General features: G+C 35.1%; 27 protein-coding genes. 6 read left to right on the top strand and 21 right to left on the bottom strand.

Annotated features, from left to right (window positions below):
* The first annotated feature begins 90 nt into the window (after nt 1-90).
* The 4 genes from EYD45_RS01495 to EYD45_RS01480 all read left to right on the top strand — a co-directional run bounded on the left by EYD45_RS01495 (nt 91) and on the right by EYD45_RS01480 (nt 3,457).
* Entirely contained in the window at nt 91-1,092 is a 1,002-nt protein-coding gene (locus tag EYD45_RS01495) for a T9SS type A sorting domain-containing protein (protein WP_130962574.1), read from the top strand.
* A 110-nt stretch (nt 1,093-1,202) separates the two neighbouring features.
* Nucleotides 1,203-1,820: a YqaA family protein gene (locus tag EYD45_RS01490; protein WP_130962573.1), complete on the top strand. Its 618-nt coding sequence runs from the start codon at nt 1,203-1,205 to the stop codon at nt 1,818-1,820.
* A 63-nt stretch (nt 1,821-1,883) separates the two neighbouring features.
* Entirely contained in the window at nt 1,884-2,174 is a 291-nt protein-coding gene (locus tag EYD45_RS01485) for a DUF3817 domain-containing protein (protein WP_130962572.1), read from the top strand.
* On the top strand, nt 2,171-3,457 hold the full coding sequence (locus EYD45_RS01480) for a mechanosensitive ion channel domain-containing protein (protein ID WP_130962571.1): 1,287 nt from the start codon (nt 2,171-2,173) through the stop codon (nt 3,455-3,457). The genes EYD45_RS01485 and EYD45_RS01480 overlap by 4 nt, the downstream gene beginning before the upstream one ends.
* A gap of 57 nt (nt 3,458-3,514) precedes the next feature.
* Here the strand turns inward: EYD45_RS01480 and leuB are convergent, their stop codons facing one another.
* From leuB to EYD45_RS01455, 5 genes are all read right to left on the bottom strand, one after another.
* Complete coding sequence (leuB, locus tag EYD45_RS01475; RefSeq protein ID WP_130962570.1) at nt 3,515-4,570, bottom strand: 3-isopropylmalate dehydrogenase; 1,056 nt, start codon at nt 4,568-4,570, stop codon at nt 3,515-3,517.
* A gap of 17 nt (nt 4,571-4,587) precedes the next feature.
* Nucleotides 4,588-6,108, bottom strand: a complete 1,521-nt coding sequence (locus EYD45_RS01470; RefSeq protein WP_130962569.1) for an alpha-isopropylmalate synthase regulatory domain-containing protein — start codon at nt 6,106-6,108, stop codon at nt 4,588-4,590.
* Between the two features lie 88 nt (nt 6,109-6,196).
* Nucleotides 6,197-6,796: a 3-isopropylmalate dehydratase small subunit gene (leuD, locus tag EYD45_RS01465; protein WP_130962568.1), complete on the bottom strand. Its 600-nt coding sequence runs from the start codon at nt 6,794-6,796 to the stop codon at nt 6,197-6,199.
* Between the two features lie 57 nt (nt 6,797-6,853).
* Nucleotides 6,854-8,263 carry a 3-isopropylmalate dehydratase large subunit gene (leuC, locus tag EYD45_RS01460; RefSeq protein WP_130962567.1) on the bottom strand — a complete coding sequence of 470 codons (1,410 nt, stop codon included), beginning with the start codon at nt 8,261-8,263 and terminating at the stop codon, nt 6,854-6,856.
* A gap of 221 nt (nt 8,264-8,484) precedes the next feature.
* Nucleotides 8,485-9,375, bottom strand: coding sequence for a DUF72 domain-containing protein (locus EYD45_RS01455; protein ID WP_130962566.1), 891 nt, complete (start codon nt 9,373-9,375; stop codon nt 8,485-8,487).
* Between the two features lie 120 nt (nt 9,376-9,495).
* Here EYD45_RS01455 and EYD45_RS01450 point away from each other — a divergent pair, with 120 nt between their 5' ends.
* On the top strand, nt 9,496-9,912 hold the full coding sequence (locus EYD45_RS01450; protein WP_130962565.1) for a glyoxalase: 417 nt from the start codon (nt 9,496-9,498) through the stop codon (nt 9,910-9,912).
* A gap of 72 nt (nt 9,913-9,984) precedes the next feature.
* Here EYD45_RS01450 and EYD45_RS01445 read toward each other — a convergent pair whose 3' ends face one another.
* From EYD45_RS01445 to EYD45_RS01420, 7 genes are all read right to left on the bottom strand, one after another.
* Complete coding sequence (locus EYD45_RS01445) at nt 9,985-10,299, bottom strand: SMI1/KNR4 family protein (RefSeq protein WP_130962564.1); 315 nt, start codon at nt 10,297-10,299, stop codon at nt 9,985-9,987.
* Between the two features lie 22 nt (nt 10,300-10,321).
* Nucleotides 10,322-11,005, bottom strand: a complete 684-nt coding sequence (locus tag EYD45_RS01440) for a DUF2461 domain-containing protein (protein WP_130962563.1) — start codon at nt 11,003-11,005, stop codon at nt 10,322-10,324.
* A gap of 306 nt (nt 11,006-11,311) precedes the next feature.
* Nucleotides 11,312-11,485: a hypothetical protein gene (locus EYD45_RS16670; protein WP_165453862.1), complete on the bottom strand. Its 174-nt coding sequence runs from the start codon at nt 11,483-11,485 to the stop codon at nt 11,312-11,314.
* Nucleotides 11,486-11,516: 31 nt separating this feature from the next.
* Nucleotides 11,517-11,678, bottom strand: coding sequence for a DUF1328 domain-containing protein (locus EYD45_RS01435; RefSeq protein WP_130962562.1), 162 nt, complete (start codon nt 11,676-11,678; stop codon nt 11,517-11,519).
* Nucleotides 11,679-11,733: 55 nt separating this feature from the next.
* On the bottom strand, nt 11,734-12,636 hold the full coding sequence (locus EYD45_RS01430; RefSeq protein ID WP_130962561.1) for a mechanosensitive ion channel family protein: 903 nt from the start codon (nt 12,634-12,636) through the stop codon (nt 11,734-11,736).
* 55 nt (nt 12,637-12,691) lie between these two features.
* Nucleotides 12,692-13,195: a Dps family protein gene (locus EYD45_RS01425; RefSeq protein WP_130962560.1), complete on the bottom strand. Its 504-nt coding sequence runs from the start codon at nt 13,193-13,195 to the stop codon at nt 12,692-12,694.
* Nucleotides 13,196-13,551: 356 nt separating this feature from the next.
* Nucleotides 13,552-14,337, bottom strand: a complete 786-nt coding sequence (locus EYD45_RS01420) for a tRNA pseudouridine synthase A (protein WP_130962559.1) — start codon at nt 14,335-14,337, stop codon at nt 13,552-13,554.
* A 95-nt stretch (nt 14,338-14,432) separates the two neighbouring features.
* On the opposite strand from EYD45_RS01420, the gene EYD45_RS01415 reads away from it, so the two are divergent.
* On the top strand, nt 14,433-14,852 hold the full coding sequence (locus tag EYD45_RS01415; RefSeq protein ID WP_130962558.1) for a hypothetical protein: 420 nt from the start codon (nt 14,433-14,435) through the stop codon (nt 14,850-14,852).
* Between the two features lie 53 nt (nt 14,853-14,905).
* Here the strand turns inward: EYD45_RS01415 and hisIE are convergent, their stop codons facing one another.
* The 9 genes from hisIE to hisG all read right to left on the bottom strand — a co-directional run bounded on the left by hisIE (nt 14,906) and on the right by hisG (nt 22,378).
* On the bottom strand, nt 14,906-15,499 hold the full coding sequence (gene hisIE, locus EYD45_RS01410; RefSeq protein ID WP_130962557.1) for a bifunctional phosphoribosyl-AMP cyclohydrolase/phosphoribosyl-ATP diphosphatase HisIE: 594 nt from the start codon (nt 15,497-15,499) through the stop codon (nt 14,906-14,908).
* Between the two features lies 1 nt (nt 15,500).
* A complete protein-coding gene (locus tag EYD45_RS01405) occupies nt 15,501-15,836 on the bottom strand; it encodes a cyclic-phosphate processing receiver domain-containing protein (RefSeq protein WP_130962556.1) in 336 nt (111 codons plus the stop codon).
* Complete coding sequence (gene hisF, locus EYD45_RS01400) at nt 15,833-16,588, bottom strand: imidazole glycerol phosphate synthase subunit HisF (RefSeq protein WP_130962555.1); 756 nt, start codon at nt 16,586-16,588, stop codon at nt 15,833-15,835. Before hisF ends, EYD45_RS01405 begins: the two co-directional genes overlap by 4 nt.
* Nucleotides 16,578-17,306, bottom strand: coding sequence for a 1-(5-phosphoribosyl)-5-[(5-phosphoribosylamino)methylideneamino]imidazole-4-carboxamide isomerase (gene hisA, locus EYD45_RS01395; RefSeq protein WP_130962554.1), 729 nt, complete (start codon nt 17,304-17,306; stop codon nt 16,578-16,580). Before hisA ends, hisF begins: the two co-directional genes overlap by 11 nt.
* Before the next feature lie 31 nt (nt 17,307-17,337).
* Nucleotides 17,338-17,937 (bottom strand): imidazole glycerol phosphate synthase subunit HisH, encoded by a 600-nt coding sequence (hisH, locus tag EYD45_RS01390; RefSeq protein WP_130962553.1) that lies wholly within the window; start codon nt 17,935-17,937, stop codon nt 17,338-17,340.
* Between the two features lie 63 nt (nt 17,938-18,000).
* Nucleotides 18,001-19,137 (bottom strand): bifunctional histidinol-phosphatase/imidazoleglycerol-phosphate dehydratase HisB, encoded by a 1,137-nt coding sequence (hisB, locus tag EYD45_RS01385; RefSeq protein WP_130962552.1) that lies wholly within the window; start codon nt 19,135-19,137, stop codon nt 18,001-18,003.
* A gap of 64 nt (nt 19,138-19,201) precedes the next feature.
* Nucleotides 19,202-20,236 (bottom strand): histidinol-phosphate transaminase, encoded by a 1,035-nt coding sequence (gene hisC, locus EYD45_RS01380; protein ID WP_130962551.1) that lies wholly within the window; start codon nt 20,234-20,236, stop codon nt 19,202-19,204.
* Complete coding sequence (gene hisD, locus EYD45_RS01375) at nt 20,236-21,519, bottom strand: histidinol dehydrogenase (protein ID WP_130962550.1); 1,284 nt, start codon at nt 21,517-21,519, stop codon at nt 20,236-20,238. The genes hisC and hisD overlap by 1 nt, the downstream gene beginning before the upstream one ends.
* A 1-nt stretch (nt 21,520) precedes the next feature.
* Entirely contained in the window at nt 21,521-22,378 is an 858-nt protein-coding gene (gene hisG, locus EYD45_RS01370; RefSeq protein WP_130962549.1) for an ATP phosphoribosyltransferase, read from the bottom strand.
* Between the last annotated feature and the right edge of the window lie 107 nt (nt 22,379-22,485).

The raw sequence follows: 22,485 nt of genomic DNA, 5'->3' as shown, positions 1-22,485 counted from the left end.
TTTCTAAGTAAATGTAGAATACAATCAACAGGATAGTTCATGATGGTTTAATGTTTATTTTTTTAGAAATTGCAACTATAAAAAATAGCAATGATAAAAATTACTCTCAAAGCACTAGTAGCCATATCCTTATTTTCATTAGTTAATTTTCAATTATTTTCACAAACTTCAACTTGCGATGGTGTATTTGAAGAGCAAAATGGATTGCTGACCATTGAAATGGAATCAGGCATTTTGCCAGCTGGTTCCAATTGGAAAACCGGAAGTGAAGCAGACCCTAATTTATCTGGTGAAATGGTAGACTATATATATTGGGATGGTCCACAATCCTTCAATGCGCTCTCAAACGCTCAAATAACATATAATATAAAAATTAATAACCCTGGAACCTATCGCTTTGCTTGGAGAGGCAGAATTGGCACCGGTACCTCTAGAGGAGAGCACAATGACGCCTGGTTAAGAATTATTGCAGACGATTGGTTTATGACACAAAATGGCAATCCTAATAATGCTGCTATAGAGCCCATACCTAGCTGTAACTCAAATCCGGATAGGGGCTGTCCTGACGATGCCAAAGTTAACAATTGGATCAAAGCATTTATGAATAGGGACCCTACAGGCACAATTGAAAGTCGCTGGGGATTTGTTACCAATTCGAGGTTTAACCTTGTTTCACAAAGATTTATATGGGCTACTTTTAATACCTCTGGCAACTACTCTATAATCGTAGATGCAAGGTCGAGCTTCTTTTTTATGGATAAAATGGTACTTCGTAGAACAGATGTTAGCGATTCTGTAGCGTTCAATTTAAATAATAGCGAATCGTCTTGTGCTGTTTTGTCATTGAGCGAAGCAACAAAGAGAAATGATATACAACTGTATCCCAACCCTACCGCAGGTAATATCAAAATTAGCAACTTGCCAAACACTGGAACATTTTTATTAAAAAACATTCACGGTATCACTGTAAAGAAGGTTAATTATAAATCTACAAATAAGACGATTGACATAAGTGATTTGCAGGCTGGCGTTTATTTTATCTCTAATTCTGATACTAGCAACTACTTTGTGAAAAAGATTATTAAAATCTAAATTTTAGTTTGCGACACATCGATTTTAAAGGTTAAATAATCCCTAATTAACATTAATAATTTCTTGCTTTAATGACTGGTAATTATATTTGCTAGCCTCTAATTGTTATCATGAAATCAAAACCAAAAGAAAAAAGCGGTAAATCACGTATTCGACTTCTTCACCAGTATTACAGTTATACTGGTTTTTATACGTTTGTATGGCAAGCAGTAAAAAAGGCCCTACCTTATATTTTGGGTGCCATAGCTGTAATTTATGTCGCAAACCATTTTTTCAATATTAATGATGCCTTGATAAAATTAACCGAGATATTGCCATCTCATGGTGTACTAAGTTTCTTTTTTGTATCCGAAACACTTTTAGGGTTGATTCCTCCAGAAATATTTATTGCGTGGTCTGGTAAAATGCCAAATCCTTGGGGGTACTTAAGCATTTTAGCCATTTTGTCTTATTCGGCAGGGTTATTGGCGTATCACTTGGGCCGTATGATTACCAAAATTCCATCTGTCCACACCTATTTAGAGGTGAAAATGCAAAAACAGCTAAAAAACTCCAGAAAATGGGGAGGGTTTTTAATCATCGTAGGTGCTTTACTACCACTTCCATTTTCAATTTCATGTATAGCGGCCGGCATTATTAAATTTCCTTTCAAAATTGTTGTGCTATTCGGAGCATTACGTTTATTACGTTTTGTAATTTATGGCCTCGTTATTTTTAACGCGTTATAAAAAAAACTTAAATCGTAGTGCTATGTTGTTCTTCTGTTCTACTTTTGCAGAAAATTAACAACGATGGTTTCTTTTATTAATATTTTTAGAGTTGTAGCCTTTTTAGAAGGTGTGTCATATATACTTTTATTGTTTATTGCAACACCTATTAAATATCTAGCTAACGATCCACAATACGTAAAATTATTGGGCATGCCCCATGGCTTATTATTTGTAGCGTACATTGCTATGGCGTTTGTTATTAAAAACGACTTTAAGTGGAATAATAAGACATTTGCAACCGTGTTACTGGCAGCAATTATTCCTTTTGGAACATTTTATATCGATAGAAAATATTTAAAGACAGCTAAATGATTCAAACTGAAAACAATACTGAAGTTATAGTGAAAGGCACATCAACCTTAAAACACTGGGTTTTTGATAAGCTGATAGATTATGGTGTTTCAGAACAAGTAGCGCAATATCTAAATATGCTAATTCTTTTGGTTGGGTTACTGATTATAATCTTTATAGTTGACATTGTAATAAGAAAAGTACTCATTGGTGCATTTACCCAATTTGCCAAACGTTCTAAAACCAATTTTGACGACCTTTTAATTTCAAATAAAGTCCCTAGAAATATAGCTCACATCATTCCGCTTTTAATTGCGCTTGAATTTGTACCCGATGTATTTTCAGATTTCGGAAACTTTGAAATCATCATAGAAAAGGGTTTGAAAGTATTCGCTATTATTTTGACTTTGTGGATTGCGAGAAGCTTATTAAACACCGTTAGAGACTTCTTAAAAACGTTGCCTAGGTTAAAGGACAAGCCTATTGATAGCTATATTCAGGTATTTATGATTTTTGCTTGGTTGGCTGGAATTATGTCCGCCATTGCAATCATTACAAACATTCCATTTCTCCAATTCCTTACAGGATTAGGTGCTATATCTGCCGTAATTATTCTGGTGTTTAAGGATACAATTCTTGGTTTTGTAGCTAGTATACAAGTATCGATAAATGATATGGTGCGCATCGGAGATTGGATTACATTTGAAAAATACGGAGCCGATGGAGATGTTATTGAAATAACCTTAGCTACTGTAAAAGTGCAAAACTGGGATAAAACGATTACCACCATTCCTACTTATGCATTAATATCAGATTCTTTTAAAAACTGGCGAGGTATGATGACTGCTGGTGGCAGACGTATAAAACGGGCACTGAATATTAAGCAGGATAGTATTAAGTGTTTAACAACATCTGATATTGAAAAATTGAAGAAGATTCAACTTATAAAACCTTACTTAGAAGATAAACAAAAAGATGTTGAAGCCTACAATGTAGAAAACACTATAGATAAGGAGTTACTTTTAAATGGTAGAAATCTGACCAATATTGGTGTATTTAGAAAATATGTGCAAACGTATATTGAAAACCATTCAGCCATAAATAAGGACATGACCATTATGGTGCGTCAATTGGCTCCAACTGCTCAAGGGCTACCTATTGAAATTTATGCGTTCAGTAGCGATAAGCGTTGGGTAAACTACGAATACATCATGGCTGATATTTTTGACCATGTTTTGGCTGCGGTACCCTATTTTGATTTAGAGATTTTTGAATATCCTTCAAATCTTAGTTTGAAAGCATAAAAAAAACCTGTCAGGTTTTTAAAACCTGACAGGTCTATTATTATTATCTTATTAAAACTAGATATTAGCAGCTAACCAATCTCCAACTTCAGAAGTACCATAAGAAGCACCTCCATCTGCTAAGTCTTCAGTTACCATACCTTCATTTAAAGCTTTATTTACAACATCTCTTATTGCTTTTCCTTCGTCCTGTAAGCCAAAGTTTTCAAACATCATAGCTGCGGATAATACGGTAGCCATAGGATTAGCGATATTTTTACCTGCTGCTTGTGGATATGACCCATGAATAGGCTCAAATAAACCAATATCTGATCCTAAAGAAGCAGAAGGCATTAATCCCATAGACCCTGAAATTACAGAAGCCTCATCTGTTAAAATATCTCCAAACAGGTTTTCAGTGATTAGCACATCATAACTATTAGGCCATTGTACCAAACGCATCGCTACAGCATCCACAAACTCATAGGATACCTCAACTTCTGGATAATCCTTTTCCATAGCTTGTACAGTCTCTCTCCAAAGTCTAGACGTTTCTAAAACATTAGCTTTGTCTACACAGCATAATTTCTTACCGCGCGTCATAGCCAATTCAAAACCTTTTTTAGCTAATCGCTGCACTTCAGCTCTAGTGTATACACAATTATCATAAGCCGTCTCACCTTCTTCTCTTCTACCTTTTTCACCAAAGTAAATACCTCCGGTCAATTCTCTTAGAAATACCAAATCAGTACCTTCAATGCGTTCTTTCTTCAATGGTGATTTATCCAATAACGATGGAAACGTAAATGTAGGCCTAACATTAGCAAATAATCCTAAAGCCTTTCTCATTTTTAATAAGCCTTGCTCTGGTCTTACCTTCGCAGACGGATCATTGTCAAATTTTGGATGCCCAATAGCACCAAATAGTACGGCATCACTACTTTTACAAATATCATGTGTTTCATCTGGATATGGCTCCCCTACTGCATCAATGGCCGCAGCACCTGTTAATGCTGGTTTCCAATTAATCTCGTGTCCAAATTTTGCTGCAACCGCATCACTTACTTTTACAGCTTGGTCAATAACTTCAGGTCCAATACCATCTCCCGCTAAAAGGGCTATATTTAATTTCATTTGTTTCGTTTGTATTCTTAATTAACAATAATATTTAACATTTTTTCGGTGGCTTTAATTGCCGAAACCGTCTGGTCACTATCTAAACCCCGAGTTTTGAACTCCTTATCAGTACTCTTCCAAGTAATGATAGTTTCACACAAAGCATCAGAGTTACTTCCTGGAGGAATTCTCACAGCGTAATCAATTAAATTTGGTAGCTCTATTTTTTTTCTTTTAAAAATCGTTTTAACAGCATTCATAAACGCATCATACTGTCCGTCTCCTTGCGCATTTTCTTCAAACGTTTCATCTTCTATAGTAATAGATACCGTTGTAGAAGGTTTTAATCCTTTAGAGTGCGTTAAAACATAGGAGTTTACCTTTACCTTTTCTTCGTATGTTCTATCCAAAACATCCGAAATAATATATGGTAAATCTTCTCTGGTAACCACTTGTTTTTTATCGCCTAACTCAATAATGCGTTGGGTAACTTTTTTTAAATCTTCATCATCAAGTTGTAAACCTAATTGCTGTAAATTCTTTTGGATATTTGCTTTACCAGAAGCCTTACCCAGAGCATATTGTCGTTTTCTTCCAAAACGCTCAGGCATCAAATCACTGAAATAAAGATTCTTTTTATTATCACCATCTGCATGTATTCCAGCAGTCTGTGTAAAAACATTTGCACCAACAATTGGTTTGTTTGCTGGAATCATAACACCAGAAAAGTTCTCTACCAATTTGCTTACTGTGTACAATACTTTTTCATTCACACCCATTTCAATATCGGGCATAAAATCATTAATAACCGCAATGGTACTGCTCATTGGTGCATTACCAGCACGCTCACCCATACCATTTACCGTTAAGTGTAAACCATCAGCACCCGCTTTTAAACCTTCCATGGCATTTGAAACGCCCAAGTCATAGTCGTTATGTGCATGAAAATCTATATGTAAATCAGGATATTTATCTTTTATCTCTTTTACAAAACCGTAAGATTCTTCAGGAGTTAAAATACCTAAAGTGTCGGGAAGCATTATTCTCGCAACGTTTTGCGTGCTTAAAAACTCCAAAAAATCGTAAACGTAGTCTTTAGAACTGCGCATCCCATTACTCCAATCCTCAAGATATACATTAGTAATGATATCTTTTCCGTAAGCTAAATCAATAGCTTGCTTAACTTCTTCAAAATGCTGTTTTGGTGTCTTTTTCAGTTGGTGGGTAAGATGATTTAATGATCCTTTGGTGAGTAAATTTTGAACCTTAGCGCCAGCTTCAACCATCCAGTCAATGGATACACCCTTATCCACAAAAGTCAACACCTCAACTTTCTCTAAATACCCATTTTCTGAAGCCCAATCCGTTACATTTTTAACGGCTTCAAACTCGCCTTCTGAAACTCTTGCTGAGGCAATTTCAATGCGATCAACCTTTAATTCTTCTAGTAAAAGTTTTGCAATGGTTAATTTTTCCGAAGCAGAAAACGACACTGTGGAGGTTTGTTCACCATCTCTCAGGGTCGTATCCATTATTTCTATTCTTCTCTTAGGCATCGAGGGTTTTATATTCACAAAAAGCATTTCATTAAATTAATGGAATGCTTTCTAATTTTTAGTTTGATGATCTATAGTGCTAATATAATTAAAATGGTCTTGTTTCAGCAAACGCCTTTACTTCATCTTTCATGTTTTGAAGATAATCTATATCATCAAAACCGTTTAGCATATTTCCCTTTTTGTATCCATTGATATCAAAAGATTCTGATTCTCCAGTTGACAATAAAGTAACTGTTTGGTTTGGTAAATCTACTTTTATCTCTGTTTTTGGATCCGCTTCAATTGCATCAAATAGTTTTTGAGCAAAATCTGTAGACACTTGCACTGGCAATACTCCGATATTCAAACAGTTGTTTCTAAAAATATCTGCAAAGAACGAAGAAATTACACAACGTAACCCAAAATCGTAAACAGACCAAGCGGCATGTTCTCTAGAAGATCCAGAACCAAAGTTCTTACCTCCTACCAAAATTTTAGAACCTTCGTATTTCTTGTCATTTAGTGGGAAATCCGCAATAGGGTTTCCTTCAGAATCATATCTCCAATCACGGAAAAAATTATCTCCAAACCCTTTACGCTCCGTCGCTTTTAAGAAACGAGCTGGTATAATTTGATCTGTATCCACATTCTCGATTGGTAATGGATATGCTGAACTTGTTAATACTTCAAATTTATCGTAAGCCATAATATTTTTGCTTTTAGCCTCTAGCTTTTAGCTGTTGGCAAAATCTTTAATTTATTTTTATGCTGTTACTGTTTCTAGTAACGTTCTTGGGTCTGTAACTACACCTGTAACTGCTGTAGCCGCCGCCACAAGTGGAGACGCTAGTAAGGTTCTTGAACCTGGGCCTTGACGTCCTTCAAAGTTTCTATTAGATGTAGATACTGCCAATTTTCCTGCAGGTACTTTATCATCATTCATTGCCAAACATGCAGAACATCCTGGTTCCCTTAACACAAAACCAGCTTCATCTAATATTCTATCTAAACCTTCTTCTTTGATCTGATCTACAACTTTATGAGATCCTGGCACTAACCAAGCGGTGATATTATCCGCTTTTTTACGACCTTCAATTATAGAACAAAATGCTCTAAAATCTTCAATACGTCCATTTGTACAAGATCCTAGGAATACGTAATCCACTTGTTTTCCAATCATATCATCACCTTCATTAAACTTCATATAGCCTAATGATTTCTTATATGTTGCAACGCCACCCTGAACCTCTTCTGCTAGTGGAATAGATTGTGTTACTCCCATTCCCATTCCAGGATTGGTACCATAAGTAATCATAGGCTCAATATCTGCGGCATTGTAGTTAAATTCTATATCAAATTCTGCATCATCATCGGTTTTAAGCGTTTTCCAATAGTCCATCGCTTTATCCCAATCAGCTCCCTTTGGTGTATGTTTTCTGCCTTTGATATACTCGAATGTTTTTTCATCTGGAGCAATCATACCTCCACGAGCACCCATTTCAATAGAAAGGTTACAAACTGTCATACGGCCCTCCATAGACATGTTTTCAAACACATCACCTGCATACTCAACGAAATATCCAGTAGCACCAGAAGTAGTTTGTTGGGAAATAATATATAATGCTACATCTTTAGGCGTTACTCCAAAACCAAGTTCACCGTTCACATTAATACGCATTTTTTTTGGCTTAGGCTGCATAATACACTGTGTAGACAATACCATTTCTACCTCCGAAGTACCAATACCAAATGCAATAGCGCCAAAAGCACCGTGTGTAGATGTATGTGAGTCTCCACAAACGATAGTTGAACCTGGAAGTGTTATTCCGTTTTCCGGCCCTACAATGTGAACAATACCATTGTTTCTATGTCCTAAGCCCCAGTGCGAAATACCATATTCAGCAGCATTATTCGCCAAAGCCTCTAACTGATTTGCAGACAGAGGATCGGCAACCGGTAAATGTTGGTTCCACGTTGGCGTGTTGTGGTCGGCAGTAGCGAATGTTCGTTCTGGATACATCACACCAATTCCACGTTGTTTTAACCCAACAAAAGCCACAGGGCTTGTTACTTCGTGTATAAAATGACGGTCTATAAAAAACACGTCTGGTCCATCTTCTATTTTTCTAACAACATGTGAATCCCACACCTTGTCAAATAATGTCTTACTCATAAATAATAAAGGTTTATTTTGAAATAACTTCAATACTTAGCAAATTCCACATACTGAAATTATAACTGCATACAAAGTTATATTTAATTACATTTAATCGAAAGTTTAGACCCTATTGTTATTTTATTTTTACAAAAAACATAATGGAGCGTACTTTATTTGCATTTTATGCAACGAAAACAAAAAATTGGTTATAATTTTTAAAGTGATATTTTTTGCTTTTAGAAAAGCGATTGCTGTTCGTCATCCTCATTAGGCACTTTAAGTGAATACCCTAGTTCTAAGTTTAGCTTTTTGATAAAATAAGCTGACAATAAAGGTGATTCCTTTTCAATATTTTGATGAATAAAAAAATCTATTTCCTTAATACCTTGTGCTTTCCATAATTTTAAGCGCTCAACCCAATCATCTAAACGAGTATAATCGCTTTCATGATTGGCACCAACGTAACGCACAAAAGCTGTAGCATTGGTTAAGCGCATGTGCATTAAATCACGTCTTCCAGCAGTATCAACAATAACGTTTGATATATTATTAGCTTCCAAAAGCTGATATAAATCTGTTGCGATTGCTTTGTCGTTGTACCAATTGGTATGCCTAAATTCAATAGCTAACGGAATTTCCTTGGGCCATTCTTCAACAAAAGTTATTACCCTGTCAAAATCTTTTGGAGCAAAATTACTGTGCATTTGCAAAAAAATGGTGCCTAATTTTTCCTTTAAGTTTGATGCATTGTATAAATAACTGTCAACCACTTCCCTTGTGCCATTAAGTCGTTTCCAATGGCTAATTTCTTGATTCAGTTTTGGGAAAAACTTGAAGCCTTCTGGCGTTTTATCATACCACCTCGAGAATTGTTCAGCTGGAAAAATTCTGTAAAAGGTCGCATTTAACTCGATAGAGTTGAATTGAGAGGCGTAATATCCCAATTCATCTTTTGTGCCTCTAGGGTAGAACCCTTTAAGGTCTGCCCTATTCCATTTGGCACAACCCACGTAAATTTCGGGCATGTTATCATCCTTTACGGCGTTTAGAACACGCTTTGTATCAGGATGATCTTTTGGTAAAGTAAAATCTACATTTTGAGGGTTGTCAACACTTCCGAATTTCATAAGTTAATTTTTAATAAAGATAAAAAAAAGAGTGATGTTAATAAACTCGTTAACAACTATAAAACCGCATATTAAATTCAATTATCATATTTCAATATTTTTAGTCCAAATCTACTTCTCATGGACTCCAGACAATTCAACCTAAAAAGTATTAGACCTGAAATTACAACAGCTACAATTAATGATAGTATGAGTGCTGATGAGCGTTTTCAGAATTTAGTATTGCGCCCTATCATCAAATTTCAGAATGATTTACTGATTGCTGTTTTTAGAAATTACATAGCAAAACATAAATCGGTTTTTTATGATTTATCTGTAGAAAAACGCATTGATTACATTGAAAATGCTATTCAAAAGGATATGAAATTGCGCAACTCAATGAAAGGCATGCTAATAGGTTTGTTTACAGTTGAAGAATACGAGATATACATTCAAAATTCATCGGCTTTAAATAAACGCATGATGAATATTGTAAAGCAACGTTTAATTAGTAATATGCAGTTGTTTGAGAAGCCTGAGGTTTTGGTGGCGGTGTAATTCCCTAACTAAGGATTTAGTAATTTCTCATAAAACTCAATAAAGCTCTTAGAATACATATCTTCTATTGAATTATACTTGACCGGTTGAACAGTTAATATAAAATGTGCCGTCGATATCATTAGAGAAAAACTCCAAAAAACCTCTTGAAATATGAGGATTATCTTTATTCATCCAATGTAAACCATTGCATGGAATTAAGTCAGGAACTTCATAAATAGAGTATATTTCATCTCCAAATATCTCTGCATATCCAACTTCAAGTAAATACACCCTAAATTGATCAGGTATCTTAATATCTAAAACGGCTTCAAGTTGAAGAATCAAATTTTCATCAGTCCCTTGTCCTAAATTGTCTGCAGAATGTTGTTTTAGTTCATCAAACATATCTAATAAATTATAATATCAATCAATCAATCAAAGACACCCCATTCAAATCCGTGGTCAGCACATCGCTCATATAATCAAAAAATGGGCGGATGGCTTTAAAGGACCTATCTACTTCTTCTAAAAAGTTAGCGTCCAACACTTCTTTATCAGTATACTTTTTTGTAAAGATATATTGTTTCTTCTTTATTAAGTCTATGGCTTTATGCTCTTTACTAAACCCTTTTGGTGCCGTTTTTACTTCATCGCCTACAAAGGCATCTCCCCAAACCGAGTTGAATTTTTTATCCGCCAAAATCTCACGAATTTCAGAATCATCCATTTCAAATTCCTTTCTGATGCGCAATAAATCTGCTGGTGCTGGCTCCCAAAACCCTGTGGCGATAAAACTTTCATTATTGGGTTGAATATGCAAATAATACCCACCTCTTAATCGTGGTTTAGTTCTGTGAAATGAGCCACCAAAATGCGTTTTGTAAGGTAGCTTATTTTTAGAAAAACGCACATCCCGATAAATTCTAAAGATTTTTAATTTATCGATCTCGTCATGTTTGTTAAGGTTTTCAAAAATGGCGTTGTAAAACTGTTTTACTTGGGCTTCGATAGCTTTAAATTCTGGCTTTCGCTCATTAAACCAATCTCGATTGTTATTTTTTTCTAATTTTTTAAAAAATGTAAAAACGGATTTTGGTACAGTTACGCTCATGATTGCTATCTGAATTAATATTGTTCTAAAATACAAAAAGTAGGTTATTGTTTTAGTGATTTGTATTTGTAGATTTAAACCTAATTTAAAGTTTGAGCTATGACCTAAGCAAACTTGCCCGCGTGAGGGATTGCAGCGGCATCCTTTTTTGAGCCACGAGAAAAAGATATAGCGGAAAGCCCGACCCCGACCTAAGAAGGGGGCACGCCCAAAAAAACCTCTAATGAAATAAAATGCAAAAAGCCCCGAGTTGCCTCGAGACTTTTTAATTATCTTAACACGAAGAATTATAAATTATTCCGCGTATTAGTGTGTGGCGTCATCAACTTCATCTTTCACTTCTTCAACAGCATCTTTTGTTTCATCTTTCACCTCTTTTACTGCTTCTTCAATTTTGTCTTCGGTTTTCTTTTCCCTACAACTTGTAAATACTGTTGATACCGTAAATAACAAGGCTAAGGCTAATATGATTTTTTTCATGATTTTTAAATTTTATGGTTAATTATAATTTTTATTTCTTGAGTAATCCCTTTAATAACGATAATACAAAGAGTATAATGAATATATAGAAACATATTTTAGCTATTCCAGCTGATGCTCCTGCAATACCACCAAAACCTAGTACTCCAGCAATTAAAGCGATTATTACAAACGTTATTGTCCAACGTAGCATAATTTATTTTTTTAAAGATTCGACTAAATAATTTATCTGGCTAGATAAATCTACTCTAGTTATTAGAGAATTGATTTTCCATAACAGCATCATCAAACGCTAGTTTGTTGTTAAATTCCAAAGTGCGGATAGGGAACGGAATATTAATTCCTGCTTTGTCGTAGGCTTTCTTTATTTCAATAATAGCCTTAGTTTTAGCATTTAACTTTTCCAACATACTTTCGGCGTCAATCCAAAATCTACATAGATAGTTGATGGAACTATCGCCAAATTCGGTATAATAGAACTCAACATCATCTGAATCTTCTACTTGGTCAAAAGTATTAGCAATCACTTCTTTAGTAAGACGCTTTACTTCTTCTAGATCAGATTCGTACCCAACACCGCATTCTAAAAACACACGCATTCTGGTGGTCAGTGAATAATTTTTTAAAGGATTTTCAAGAATCATTTTATTTGGAATCACAACAATATTGTTGTCAGCTTCCTTCAAAACAAATTCTTTTAAATTCACGTCAATAACTTCACCTGAATACCCATTGGTTTCTACCCAATTTCCAAGCTGTATACGCTTTCTAAACGATATTACTACACCTGCAAACGTGTTTGACAATGTACCTTGAAGTGCCAAACCAACAGCTAAACCAGCAACACCGGCACCTGCTAGCAATGAGGTAAGCATTTTACTCAGGTTCATAATTCCTAATGCTAGAAATAATCCTGCGACTACCACTACAACTGCTGAAATTTTAGCAATAATAGTAGCAATAGATTTTTGAGGCACTCTGCTCTCAACAAGTTTTAATATTAGTTTTCTGGTATATCTGGCTACAAAATAAGAGGCTGTCATTACCAAAATGGCCAGAATTAAATTTGGTATGTTTTCTATTACGGCACTTACCCAGCCTTGAAGTTTATCTATTAAGTTATCAAATGCCGTAGACATTGTACTTTCCATAGTCTTTAAATTTTAAAGGTTACTATTGTTTCGAGTTCAGAATTAGCATAAATTGTTATGCCTCAACAACACTTTCCTTTAAATTCTCTGAAGTCTTTTTGGTCCATGCATTTAGCATCCAACTTGTTTTTTCAAGTTCTCTAATGTATGCCCCCATCAAGTCAATGGTTCCCTCATCAGAAATAGTTTCTGCTTTTTCGATTACTTTACTCATCTGAGCCAGTAATAATTTGTGGTCGTTCAAGGTATCTTCAACCATATCTTGATCTTCTTTTAACGGTGCTTCTTCTATAATAGCAGACGTTTTTAGGTAATCTTCCAATTTACTCATCGGATGAAAACGTAATGTTAAAATACGTTCTGCAATTTCATCAATTTTAACTTTTGCATCGTTGTACATCTCCTCAAACTTTTCGTGCAAATCGAAAAAATTCTTCCCGATTATATTCCAATGCTTACTTCTTAATTTTTGATAATACACGTGGTAGTCAGCTAATAAAACATTTAATTCAACCACCACTGGCATTAATTCATCATCATTCATGTTCAAATAGCTCATAATATTTTTTTGTGTTTTAAATTAAACTCATTAATAAACTATAGGAAAAACACGTTTTGTCAAGCGCTTTAACAGGGTTTAACAGCATTAAGATTTATTTAACTTAAATTATGTTAAATAAAATTATAGATGTTAAAGGATTTTAAGAGAATTAGGTGTTAATTAATTTGGGCGCTACCCACAAGGGGTCAGGCTATCCGCTAATAGTTTTGGCTCGATGCACGCCTCGCCAAAAGCTGCCGCTACTATCCCTAGCGCAACTCACTCAATTGGAGCCCCTACCTTTACTCCCAAAAGGGAAGGAACCTAACTCTAAATTATTTTTCAAGGAAAGTGTTTCTCCTTTTTTGGGGAGATTAAGAGGCGCTTTCAAACTCCACAGAATTCAATATCAACCCCGAAGCAGGCGCAATATAATCCATCTTAATTCTGCTCTCAGGAACCAAACTATCCTTAATATCTTGAAGCGTTAATTTCCCTTTCCCTAAATCAATCAAAGTTCCCATCATCAATCGAATCTGATTTCGCATAAAGCCCTTACCTTTAATACGCAGTAAATACGAGTGTTTCGGAAAATAATTGGCGGTATAAATATCATTTTCTACTAGTTCGCATTGCAAAATTTCCCTAGTGTAAACACCATTTTCGGTAGGCTTATAGCAATAGGACCATAAATAATGTTCACCTTCAAACAGTTTTGCTCCTTGCTTCATGATGTTAACATCCAAATCGTCCAAAATAGTTGTCATAATAGGTGCGCAAAACGGGTGACATTTTTCACCAAAAGTGAATAGATACAAATATTCTTTAATCTTGGAGTGCTGGATAATATTAAAATCAGCCGCTACCTCTCTGATGCTTAAAGCGCGAATATCCTGTGGTAAATTATAGTTAAACAAGGCTAAAAACGCTTTCTCATCCACTAGTGGTTCTTGCAGGAATAGCTCAAAAGCAGCTTGTTCTGCCGAAACCATAGCGTCTGTTCTTCCAGAAGTTAAGGTTTTAAAATATTTGCCTTCCAAGATGTAATTAAGGGTACGATCTATCATTAAATGCAGCGTTTTTAAATTTGGTTGCTTTTGCCAACCATGAAAACGATACCCTAAATACTGAATATTTATAACGTAAAAATATTTTTTCATTTAGTGTAAAAAGAAATTGGAAAGTAATCTATTTATCTATAGTGTCAAAAAATTTATAACTTGTATACCTATTTACTAACTAAATACTTTAAAATATGTCGAATTCTACATCAAACAAAGCCCCAATATGGTTTTGGATAGTGAGCGTTATTGCTTTAGTATGGAACGGTATAGGTGTTAACCAATATCTACAACAAGCATACGATACCGAAAGTTACCGCGCCATGTACAGTCCAGAGCAATTGGAAATTGCTGCGAATATGCCAGCTTGGGTCACCGCTGCATTTGCTATTGCCGTTTTTGCTGGTACACTAGCTGCCATTGGATTATTACTCAGAAAATCATGGTCGGTTAAACTATGGTTATTATCTCTATTAGCCGTAATTGTGCAAATGGGATACATTTTAATAAATGGTTACGCGTCTAGCATTGGTATGACTATCATGATTCTTGTTCTGGCCTTTTTCTTTGTGTGGTTTGCTAGAAAATCTGAGGCAAATGGCTGGTTATCGTAGATACAGTTAAACCCAATTAAAAAGGCTTTAGAAAATCCTAAAGCCTTTTTTGATTATTTGTGTCGTCCTTTAAGTTCTTTTTCAATATCCTTTAATGTAAAACCTTTAGCTTGTAGTAGCATTAAGTAGTGAAATAGTAAATCTGCCGACTCATACAAGAACAGCTCATCATTATTGTCCATAGCCTCAATAACTGTTTCAACTGCCTCCTCACCTACTTTTTGCGCAATTTTATTAATACCTTTTGAAAACAAACTTGCTACATATGATTTTGTAGTATCTTTATTGGCTACACGCTCTGCAATCACATCTTCTAAGGTTGAAAAGAATCCGTAAGACGAGTTATTTTCCTCCTTCCAACAAGTATCTGTACCAGTATGACAAGTGGGGCCAACTGGATTTACTTGAATTAACAATGAATCATTATCACAATCATTTTTAATATCTAATAGGTTTAAAAAATTACCGCTTTCTTCTCCCTTTGTCCACAAACGCTGCTTGCTTCTGCTAAAAAACGTTACTTTTTTGGTATCTAATGTTTTCTGATAGGCTTCTTCATTCATATAGCCCAACATCAATACATTTTTTGTTGTGGCATCTTGAATGATAGCTGGGACTAATCCGTTATCGTCGTATTTTATAGTCATCTTATTTTTTATTAAGATAGTTCATATAGTTATTTAAAAGCCCTTTTATTTGTTCAGCTGCTACTGGGTTTGCAGAATGTACTTTAAACTTAAGGTTAGTCAAATCCAGACCTGATTCATATACTAACCATTTCGCAGCGGCATATCCATCTGGGGCTAAATTATTAGCACGATCAAGACCTAAATCATTATCAAAACTTATAAAATCAGGCAAACCATTTTTTTTAATGTATTCAACAAAAGCCTCATAAGTTCTGACAATATCAAATTCACTCTCCATAGATTTATCGTAAACCATCTCTATTTCTCTGACATCATCTAGAAATAATTTTTTCATAGTCGTACCACTATATCTTGTTTCTTTAATTCTTTTTTCAACTCAGGTATTGGAATTTCACCAAAGTGAAAAACACTAGCCGCCAATGCTGCATCTGATTTACCTTCTTTAAAGGTATCTACAAAATGTTGCACATTTCCTGCGCCTCCAGATGCAATAATTGGAATATTTAATATGTCTGATAATTTAGCTAAAGCTTCATTAGCAAAACCATTTTTGGTACCGTCATGATTCATGGATGTGAATAATATTTCGCCAGCACCTCGTTTCTCAACTTCTTTAGCCCATTCAAACAGTTTAATATCTGTAGGGATTGTGCCTCCAGCAAGATGTACAAACCAATCATTATCTATTTTTTTTGCGTCAATAGCAACAACTACACATTGACTTCCAAATTTATCCGCCAATTCATTTACAAGTTCTGGCCTTTTTACCGCTGAAGAGTTAACAGATACTTTATCAGCGCCATTTTTTAGTAGAGCGTCTACGTGTTCTACCGAAGAAATACCACCGCCTACTGTAAAGGGTATGTTTACCTGTTCTGCCACATGCAATACCATTTCTAAAGTCGTGGCACGCGCTTCAAGAGTAGCAGTAATATCTAAGAACACTAATTCGTCAGCGCCTTGATCGGCATATTGTTTGGCTAATTCTACTGGATCTCCAGCGTCTCTTAAGTCAACAAAGTTAACCCCTTTTACGGTGCGTCCATTTTTGATATCTAAACAAGGTATAATTCGCTTAGTTAGCATCTACTATATAATTTTCAAGTTGTTTCAAACTAATTTTATTCTCATAAATGGCCTTCCCGATTATTGTTCCTTCGCAACCTAATTCAGCTAGCTTTGGAAGTTCACTAAATTGAGAAATTCCTCCAGAAGCTATGAGTTTTACGCCATCCAATTCCCCTAACATCTTCTTGTATAAGTCAAATGAAGGCCCCTCGAGCATACCGTCCTTTGCTATATCAGTACAAATCACATATTGCACACCTTCTTTCATATAATTCTGAACGAACGGAATCAATTCTTCATCAGATTCTTCCAACCAACCGCTTATCGCTATTTTTTCATTATTAGCATCTGCCCCCAGAATGATTTTGTCTGCTCCAAATTTTGACAACCAACTTTTAAATACTTCAGGCTTTTTGACAGCAATACTTCCTCCTGTAATTTGACCTGCACCAGATTCGAAAGCAATATGCAAATCTTCATCTGTTTTTAAACCACCGCCAAAATCAATCTTTAAATTGGTTTTAGTAGCTATGGTTTCCAAAACCTTATGATTCACGATATGACTCGCCTTTGCGCCATCCAAATCCACTAAATGTAAATACTCTATACCATGAGCTTCATATTGTTTTGCAATTTCCAGTGGATTCTCGTTGTATATTTTCTTTGTGCTATAATCGCCTTTCGACAATCTTACACATTTTCCATCTATGATATCTATTGCTGGTATTATTCTCATTTTATAACTTTTGGCTTTTAGCCTTTGGCCATTAGCTTAATGCTAAAGGCTTCATATTTATAAAGTTTCTTAATATTTTAGCCCCTTCGTTTCCACTTTTTTCTGGATGAAATTGGGTGCCGTAAAAATTATTATGTTGTAATGCCGAAGCGTAATTAATTTCATAATCCGTTGCTGCTATGGTTTCATTACAATGTTCAGCATAATAACTATGCACTAAATACATGTATTCGTTTTCTTTTATGCCTTTAAACAAATCAGATTTCAATTCCTTTATAATATTCCACCCCATTTGCGGCACTTTTACATCATTTGAAAAGCGTTTTACTTTGGTTTGAAATATTCCTAAACCTTCGGTATCGCCTTCTTCGGTATGTAAACACATGAGTTGCATCCCCAAACAAATACCTAATACTGGTTGTTTAAGTGTTGGAATTAACGTATCCAACCCACTTTCCTTAAGCATTTTCATTGCTGAACTTGCTTCGCCTACTCCAGGAAATATTACTTTATCGGCCGCTTTTATTTCCTCTGGATCATTTGATAAAATAGCCTCATATCCTAGACGATTAAAAGCAAACTGAATACTCTTTATGTTTCCAGCTCCGTAATTTATTATAACTAATTTCATTTTTAAAAGCTTTTAGCTTTTTGCCTTTAGCCTATAGCAAGCAGCGAAAGGCCAATAGCAATTTTATAGCATTCCTTTTGTTGATGGCAAAATCATTTTTTCAATATCTCGCTTCACAGCCATTTTAATCGCTTTTGCAAACACTTTAAAAATCGCTTCAATTTTATGATGTTCGTTTGTACCCTCAGCTTTTATGTTAAGATTACATTTTGCACCATCTGTAAAAGACTTAAAAAAGTGATAAAACATTTCTGTTGGCATTTTACCAATCATTTCACGTTTAAAATCAGCCTCCCACACTAACCAGTTTCTACCTCCAAAATCTATTGCAGCTTGCGCATAACAATCATCCATTGGCAAACAAAAACCGTAACGTTCTATTCCTAATTTATTTCCTAAAGTTTTATTGAATAATTCTCCTAGTGCAATAGCAGTGTCTTCTATAGTATGGTGTTCATCAACTTCTAAATCACCATCTACCTTAATAGTTAAATCTAATTGTCCGTGACGCGCAATTTGATCTAACATATGGTCAAAAAAAGCGAGTCCAGTATCAATATTACTTTTACCAGTACCATCAAGGTTTAATTGAATAGCAATTTTAGTTTCATTCGTGTTTCTAATTAGACCTCCTGAGCGTTCATCTGCTTTTAAAAATGCATATATCTCAGACCAATCCGTGCTTGTTAGAGCTATACAATCAAATATTTCTTGTTGTGAAGATTCAATCTCATCAGCTCCTAAATTTGGATCTTCAGATAAATAAATACCTTTAGCTCCTAGGTTTTTTGCTAATTCCATATCGGTAATTCTATCACCTAAAACAAATGAGTTTTGTAAATCGTAGTCTTCTGAAAAATACTGAGTCAAAAGCCCTGTTCTTGGTTTACGCGTATCTGCATTTTCATGCGGAAACGTTTTATCAATATGAATAGCCGAAAACTCAACACCTTCTTTTTTAAAAGCATCAATAATTTTGTTTTGAGCTGGCCAAAACGTGTCTTCAGGAAAACTATCTGTTCCTAAACCGTCTTGATTGGTTACCATTACCAACTCATAATCCAATTCGCTGGCTATTTTAGCCATGTATTGAAATACTTTTGGGTAGAACTCTAATTTTTCTAAACTATCTAATTGATAATCTACAGGTGGCTCTAGCACCAATGTTCCGTCTCTATCGATAAAAAGTACTTTCTTCATTTCTATAGCTTTTGGCTATTGGCTTTTAGCTACTAGCAAAGGGCTAACGGCTAATGGCTAACAGCTATAATGTTTTCATCACTTTAATTAATTTCTCATTTTCGTCTTTTGTTCCAACTGTAAATCGCAAGCAATTTTCACATCCTGGTTGCGTGGTTCTATTTCTTACTACTATACCTTTTTCTATCAATTGATTATAACGCTTTGTAGCATCATCAACCTTTACTAATATAAAATTAGCATCTGAAGGGTATATTTTTGAAACAAAATCAATAGCATCTAATTGTTTTACTAAAACATCACGCTCACTTAATATTGCTGCTACTTGCTGTTGTGTTAACTCGTTTTGTTCTAGTTGCGTAATTGCTTTTTGTTGCGTTAACTCGTTAACATTATACGGTGGTTTTATCCGATTTAAAACAGAAATAATTTCCTCTGAAGCATAACAAATACCTAAACGAATTCCAGCCATCCCATAAGCCTTTGAAAGCGTTTGGGTGACTATTAGGTTTGGGAATTCTTTTAATCTTCTCACCCAACTTTCTTCTTTTGAAAAATCAATGTAAGCTTCATCAATAACAACAACACCTTTAAATTCTTTTATTAAACGCTCAATTGATTTAGCTTCAAAACTATTCCCTGTTGGATTATTTGGTGAACATAAAAACAATAATTTTGAGTTAGCATCTGATATTTCTAGAATTTCATCAACTTTAGGCTGAAAGCTATTATTCAGCTGCACACTTTTTATTGTTATAGCGTTGATATTTGCTAGTACACTGTACATACCATAAGTTGGCGGTAAAGTGATGATGTTATCTTGATTAGGCTCACAAAATGCTCTGTAAATTAAATCTAAAACCTCATCACTACCATTTCCTAAAAGAATATTTTTTTGAGGAATAGATTTAATTTTAGATAATAATGATTTTACAGTGCGCTGTTGCGGGTCTGGATACCTATTCACGCCATTCTCAAAAGGATTTTCATTCGCATCCAAAAACACCATAGCATCACTATTACCTTGATATTCATCTCTTGCGGATGAATACGGTTTTAGTGCCTTAACGATTGGTCTTATCAAATCTTGAATGTTCATTACTTTAAATCCTTTAATCTAATACTTACTGCATTTTTGTGTGCTTGTAAGCCCTCTGCTTCCGCCATAAGCTCGATGGTTTCTCCAATATTTAAAAGTCCTTCTTTAGATATTTTTTGAAACGTCATTTGCTTCATAAAACTATCCAAATTCACACCAGAATAGGCTTTAGAAAATCCGTTAGTTGGTAAGGTATGATTAGTTCCAGAAGCGTAATCTCCTGCGCTTTCAGGCGTGTAATCGCCAATAAAAACTGAGCCTGCATTGTTGATGTTATCAACATATAGGTCTTCGTTTTTACAGCAAATAATATAATGCTCTGGCCCATATTCATCAATCATTTCTAACGCTGTAGCATCATCTTCAACATAAATTAATTTTGAATTCGCTATCGCCTTTTCTGCAATAGCTTTACGCGGTAACACTTCTAATTGTTTTTCTACTTCTTTATAAACGTCATAGATTAAACGTTTTGAGGTTGACACCAGAATTACCTGACTATCGGTACCATGTTCTGCTTGACTTAATAAATCTGAAGCCACATACGCAGCATTAGCAGTATCATCTGCCATAACCAATAGCTCGCTTGGGCCAGCAGGCATATCTATAGCGACGCCGTATTTAGTAGCAATTTGTTTTGCAACCGTTACATATTGATTTCCTGGACCGAAAATTTTATAGACTTTTGGGATGCTCTTTGTTCCAAAAGTTAATCCTGCAATAGCTTGTATCCCTCCTACTTTTATAATCTTAGTTACACCACACAACTGTGCTGCAAACAAAATCTCAGGTGCCAACTTTCCTTCCTTATTTGGTGGGGAACACAACACAATGTCGCTACAACCCGCGATTTGAGCTGGAACCGCTAACATCAGCACTGTTGAGAATAAAGGCGCTGTTCCTCCAGGAATGTATAGTCCAACCTTCTGTATTGGCCGTTTCTCTTGCCAGCAATCCACACCGCCAGTGGTTTCTACAGATACTTTTGATGTTTTTTGTGCTTTGTGAAACGCTTCAATATTAGCTTTTGCTTGTTTTATTGCATTTTTAAGTTTTTCCGGTACTAGTTGTAAAGATTCTTCAATCTCATTTATTGTCGCGATGTTTGACTCCAACGCAACGCCATCAAATTTATTGGTGTACTTAGCAATTGCAGCATCGCCATTTTGGGATACATCCTCAAAAATACCGTTCACCGTACCTTCAATATCATCCACAGTTTGTGTAGGACGCATTAAAATATCATTCCATTCACTTCTATTTGGATTTATTACAATTTGCATATTACAGTACCATTTTTTCGATTGGACAAACTAAAATACCTTGAGCACCATTAGCCTTTAATTCATCAATTACGCTCCAAAATTCATTTTTACTTATTACCGAATGTATCGAACTCCACCCTTTTTCTGCCAATGGCAATACTGTTGGGCTTTTCATCCCTGGTAAAATATCTATGATATCCTGTACCTTATCATTTGGTGCATTTAACAACACGTATTTTGACTGTCTCCCTTTTAAAACGGACTGAATTCTAAATTGGATGATTTCTAAAATAGCCTTCCTTTCTTCATTTAACTTTGGAGACACCGCCAAAACTGCTTCAGATTTTAAAATGGTATCCACCTCTTTTAAATTGTTTTTAAATAAGGTGCTTCCGCTGGAAACAATGTCGCAAATGGCATCTGCTAAACCTATGTTTGGCGCTATTTCAACTGAACCGTTTATTATATGCAAATTAGCATTCACCCCATTTTCATCTAAGTACGTTTTAACTGTATTTGGATAGGAAGTGGCAATACGCTTCCCTTCGAGATCCTTTATACTATTATAGTTATAAGCTTTTGGTACAGCAATACACACGCGGCAGGAAGAAAAGCCTAGTTTTTCAACAACACCAATACCCTCTCCTTTTTCGATTAATACATTCTCTCCGATAATGGCCGCATCCACAACGCCATCCTTTAAATATTGAGGAATATCTCCATTTCTCAGGTAGAACACTTCAACCGGAAAACCTTTAGCCGAAGCTTTTAGTTGGTCTTTTCCGTTATCAATAGAAATACCAATATCTTTTAACAACCGCATTGAATCTTCATTCAATCTGCCTGATTTCTGTACTGCAATTCTTAATTTACTCATGTTATCTTTTTTATGAGTTTGAAACTATTAAGCGTTTTTATTTCAATTAAAAAACCCGCTTGAAAGTCTCAAACGGGTTTAAATATATGTTGATTTTACTCAATACA

The organism is Hyunsoonleella flava, assembly GCF_004310325.1.
GTDB classification, from domain to species: Bacteria; Bacteroidota; Bacteroidia; order Flavobacteriales; family Flavobacteriaceae; genus Jejuia; species Jejuia flava.
The sequence above is the reverse complement of the archived record's forward strand: the minus strand, read 5'-3'. Positions and strand labels throughout refer to the sequence as shown.